Genomic DNA, 4,992 nt, shown 5'->3' on the forward strand with positions numbered 1-4,992 from the left:
CCCAGCGCCTTCGCGATCGACACGGCCTCGACGATATAGTCGGACTGGGTGTTCGCGCGCCGCCCGAAGCTGCCACCCGCATACAGCGTGTGAATCTTCACCTGCTGCGGATCGAGCCCGGCCGTACGCGCGGCGTTGCCCTGGTCGACCGTCTGGAACTGGTCGCCAGCCCAGATCTCGCAACTGTCAGCAGTGAGCTTGACGACGGCGTCGAGCGGCTCCATCGGGGCATGAGCGAGATACGGGAACGAGTAAGTGGCGGAAATCTTCTTCGCCGCGCCCGCGAGCGCCTGTGTCGCATCGCCTTCCTTGCGGGCAGATGCGCCGGGTTGCTCGGCGAGTTGCCGGTACTCGGTCATGATCGCGTCCGAGCTGCGCTTTTCGGCCTTCGAATCGTCCCATTCGATCTTCAAGGCGTCGCGGCCCTGCTTCGCCGCCCAGAAGCCCTTCGCAACCACCGCGACGCCGCCCGGCACCTGTACGACCGAGACGACGCCCGGCACCGCTTTCGCAGCCGACGCATCGAACGACTTGACCGTCGCGCCGAAGAGCGGCGGGCGCTGCAGCAGCGCGACCAGCATGCCGGGAAACGTCACGTCGAGCGTGAATTGCGCGGTGCCGTTGGTTTTCGGCGGCACGTCGACGCGCGGCAGTTGATGGCCGATCAAACGAAAATCCTTAGGCGACTTGAGCGTGACCTTGTCCGGCACCGGCAAGCGGGCTGCGGCCGACGCGAGCGAGCCGTAGGTCGCGGTGCGGTTCGTGGCCGCGTGATGAACGCTGCCGTCACGCGTCGTCAGCTCGGACGCGGGCACCTGCCACTGCGCAGCGGCGGCGGAGACCAGCATCGCGCGCGCTTTCGCGCCGGCGTCGCGCAATTGCATCCACGAGTTGGCCATCGCCGAACTGCCGCCCGTGCCCTGGATCGTACCGAACGCGAGATTCGCGTAGCGCTTCGCATCGGCGGGCGCGCTTTCGGCACGCACGTCCTGCCAGTTCGCATCCAGCTCTTCCGCGACGATCGTCGCGATGCCGGTGTACGCACCCTGGCCCATCTCGACGTGCTTCGCGATGACCGAGTCTCTTTTCGTTCGTACACACGTATGCGCCGGTCGCCAGCGCGCAGGGCGAAAAGCGGGTGCTCCATGCTTGCCAGATCGTCCTTCGGCGACGCATCGAGAATGTCCGCGACGAAGAAATCGCATTGTCGGTGCCTGAGTGGCGCAAGGCGCGAATACGTCGATGCAGACGCATCGCAAGCCTCGCCCGGCGACACCAGCGGCGTCGCTTCGACGATAAAGGCTTGCATTGCTCACACCTCGGCCGCAGCTTCGGTGGGATGGACGCTGGCTTGCTTGCGATGCTGGCTCCGCTGCCGCGCAACCTGCTCGGCTTTGGTAGGGCGGCCTCGGCGTGGTCGCAGGTCATCGGAGCAAACCGAGACCGCTGGGCGAGACAGGCCCTCGACATGAGCCGCCAACCAGTGTTCTACGTCTTCGAGACGCCAAAGCAATCGCTTGGTGCCCGGTAGGCGGCAAATCGGTGGAAGTGACTGCGGATTGCGGGTCGCGTCGCTGCGGATGCTTGCGACGGACTTATGCAGATACTGCGAAAGTTGTTCTACTGTCAGGAGCGATTTCACGGGCGAACGCCTCCGATCCCGACTGGTCGATGACCAGCCAAGTCGGATGAGGTCCGCGGAACCGAGTCTTGGCCTAGACGACCTTGCATTGCTCGACTGAGCAGCAGAGGGCCGACATCGCATCGGTCTCAAAACTTCGGCGGGGTTGTCCCCCTCGTTCGCTTGCCCGCTCTCCTAGTGCGTATCAACCTTTTGTTGAAACCGTCCTCATCCGGACCGGCGGGATACGCTCCTGGCGATTGCCCAACAGGGCATCCTTTCTTGCTCTCCCACCAATTCCGCTTATGGCGGGTGCTGCTGAATAGTCCGTGGCTCCACGCTTCTTAGATATGAGCGGCGCTACCCGCATCCATCCTTTGCTTTTGTCTCGTAGCCGTTCTGTACGTCTTCAGCGCGCGGCAAACCCAAATTTCTCGGGCAATGTGAGTCTACCAGCAGTGTTTTGCAGTGTCATGCAAACCGGACAGGAGCAGTGTCGATCATGAGACACGCAAGAGATGTACATCGGCATTGTTCGTTGGAACCAACAGGTTTGACGGTGAAACGGGAAGAATATCTTTGCAGTATGCCGCTAGCATATTTTTTGCACTTGTCGGGTGGCGCCACGAGGGCACTCCTCAAAAGCGAGAGCGTGTTTGCAGGCGTATCTTTGCACTTTGTCAAAACCAACAGTATTTCTTTGCACATTGGTCGCTTTCGCGCCAACAGGGACGTGCGGCCGATTTGTTTTGCGGTTCCCCCGCAGTCTCGGTGGCGCCTGCCAAACGGCTTCCAGAAAGACCGCAGCCGGAGCCGGCCCTCAGCGCCCGTCCAACGTCATCGCCTCGGACAGCACGGACCGCAACATCGCCATCGCTACCACGACCTGCCTTCGATGCATCCGAGTCTGCATGAATGCTTTTGCGATCTGGTAGTCGCCTGAATATCCATTTTGCATCAAATCAATTTGCATTTTTGCAATTCCTGATAATTATCAGATTGCTTTCCCGGTATCGTCATACGTAAAATCGCGCGAGAAAACAGAAATAATCAGATAGAGAGGCGGTACGAGCACGCAGGACGTAATCGGGGCAATAACGGGCGGACTGTCGCAGCAGGGCCGTCTTCTAAAACTGGATACTCCGGCTGGCAACAACGTATTGTTGCCCCACCGTGTCACCGGGCGTTCACGGATCGGCCGCGATTATTTCTTCCTGCTCGACTGCGTATCCACCTCGGGCGATGTTCAGCTCAAAACGCTGATCTCCCAAGCCGTTACCCTCTGGATCCAACAGACTGATGGGTCTTATCTGCCACGTCACGGCTATGTGCATACGGCTCGCCGGCTGGGAGCAGACGGAAATCTTACAAGCTACCAGTTGGGCTTTTCCTCGTGGATGCACTTCCTGAAGTTCCGCCGCGACCAGCGACACTGGCAGGACAAGGCAGCGGACGAAATTATCTCGGACGTGTTCAACCAGCACCCACAGGCGAAGGGGATGTACCGTTTCGCGCTGTCGAAGCCGCTGCCGACGCGCTCATATTGCCGGCAGGACGAGACCGACTGGAACTTCGTGCACCGGCTCCTGGAGTCTGAAGGCCTGTTTGGAATCTGGCAGCAGGCAGCCGACGGCAAATCGCACACACTGATCATCACTGACCGCCTCGAAACGCTCGAACCGCTCTCGCCGGCGACGGTCGGTTTTTATCGTGCAGGCGTGAGCAGTGAGGCCGACGCACTCACCCAGTGGTCAGGCACACGGACACTGCAATCCGTGATGCTGTCGACGCGCACTTTCGACTATAAGAGTCCTTCGACGCCCTCCAATCCGAAAGGGACGTCGGTTCCGACGATGGAGAATCAGGGAGCGTTGTCCTCGCAAACAGAAGTCTATGAATACACTGGCGGCTATACGTACCCAGAACAGGAACGTGGCGATCACCTGTCGAAGATTCGCATGGAGGAATGGGAGTCGCAGGCCAAGCGCTTTCACGGCGTGGGTAGCGTGCGAGCGATGGACGCGGGCCGGCGCTTCACGCTGGCAGATCATCCGGAGCACGATCAGGACGCTGCAGACCAGCGCGAATTCGCGAGCATCGAGGTTGAGTGGGCCATCGAGAACAATCTTCCGCTCTCCGGGCACGACGCGAATTACCCGCACAGCCTGAACAATCAGATCGCACAGGCCCGCGCCGACGATCCTGGCCAGGTGTTCTCCGTGAAGCAAGCGGACGGCTCCACGGGGTTCTATCGGGTCACCATCGAAGCGCAGCGTACGACGGTGCCCTATCGCAGCCCGTTCGATCATCGCAAGCCCGAAGCGAAGCTGGAATCGGCGATTGTCGCGGGGCCGAAGGGCGAGGAATGCTACACCGATGAACTGAACCGGGTGAAGGTGCTATTCATCTGGGACCGGCACAACGAAGGCGACGAGCGTGCATCGTGCTGGGTGCGCGTCGCGCAGTCCGATACCGGCGATGGTTATGGTGGCGTCCACATGCCACGCGCAGGCGAGGAGCTCCTGATTGGGCACATCGGCAATGACATCGACCGCCCGATTGCGCTTCATCGCGTGTACAACGGCGCGGCAAAACCGCAGTGGCATTCGAACGGCCTGCTTTCTGGCTATCGGTCCAAGGAGTACGGCGGTGGCGGTGGCTATAACCAGTTCGTGATGGATGACTCCACGGGCCAGAGCCGCATGCAAATCATGAGCAGCCACGGCGTAAGCATGCTCCATGTCGGTTACCAGATCGCCCAGGACGGCAATTCACGTGGCGCGTACACCGGCAGCGGCTTTACGCTGCGTACCGACTATGCAGGTGCAGTCCACGCGGGCGAAGGGCTGTATTTCAGCACGCACCAAACCAGCGCCGACGGTCAACCGCTCGATACCACCGAGCCGCGCGAGATCCTGGCGCGCGCGGATCTGCTGGTCGAGTCGTTATCCGACGCGAGTACGGCCGCGAAGGCCGAGGATCTGAAACCTGGCCGAGAAGCGCTGGCACAGTTCGCGAAGGCGACCGAACACAGCAAGGCGGGCGTGGCGAAAGGCGGTAACACGGCTGGTGGCGGGACGGGAAATGCAAATGGCTTTGTCAAACCGGTCATGCTCGGATCGAGTCCTGAGAGCATGGGCTTTACTACCCGCGCGTCAGCGCAAGTCGTTGCCGATGAACACCTGAACTTCGTGAGCGGCAAGGACACGTACTGGGCCGTCGGTAAGTCGCTGGTGGCGAGCGTCGCCGACAAGATCAGCGTGTTCGTCCAGCGCGCAGGCATGAAACTGATTGCGGGGAAAGGGGCGATCGATATTCAGGCACTCGCGGACCAGCTGCGATTACTGTCCGAACTCGGCCTGACGCTCAAG

The 4,992-nt window shown here is 60.9% G+C and carries 3 protein-coding genes; 1 reads left to right on the top strand and 2 read right to left on the bottom strand.

Going from position 1 to position 4,992, the window contains the following annotated elements; translation table 11 throughout:
• Window positions 1-1,055, bottom strand: a 1,055-nt coding sequence (locus VFE81_RS04135; RefSeq protein WP_325043377.1) for a molybdopterin cofactor-binding domain-containing protein, incomplete at its 3' end; no start/stop codon positions are given.
• Window positions 1,056-2,441: 1,386 nt separating this feature from the next.
• Window positions 2,442-2,594, bottom strand: coding sequence for a hypothetical protein (locus VFE81_RS04140; protein ID WP_325043378.1), 153 nt, complete (start codon window positions 2,592-2,594; stop codon window positions 2,442-2,444).
• 112 nt (window positions 2,595-2,706) lie between these two features.
• Between VFE81_RS04140 and VFE81_RS04145 the strand changes: the two genes are divergently transcribed.
• A partial coding sequence (locus tag VFE81_RS04145) for a type VI secretion system Vgr family protein (RefSeq protein WP_325043379.1) occupies window positions 2,707-4,992 on the top strand: 2,286 nt, incomplete at its 3' end.

The organism is Paraburkholderia sp., from assembly GCF_035656215.1.
Lineage (GTDB): Bacteria > Pseudomonadota > Gammaproteobacteria > Burkholderiales > Burkholderiaceae > Paraburkholderia.

What these genes read in the sequence shown, in the direction of transcription:
- VFE81_RS04140 (WP_325043378.1), bottom strand. Translation starts at nt 2,594, where the DNA reads ATGCAAATTGATTTGATGCAAAATGGATATTCAGGCGACTACCAGATC.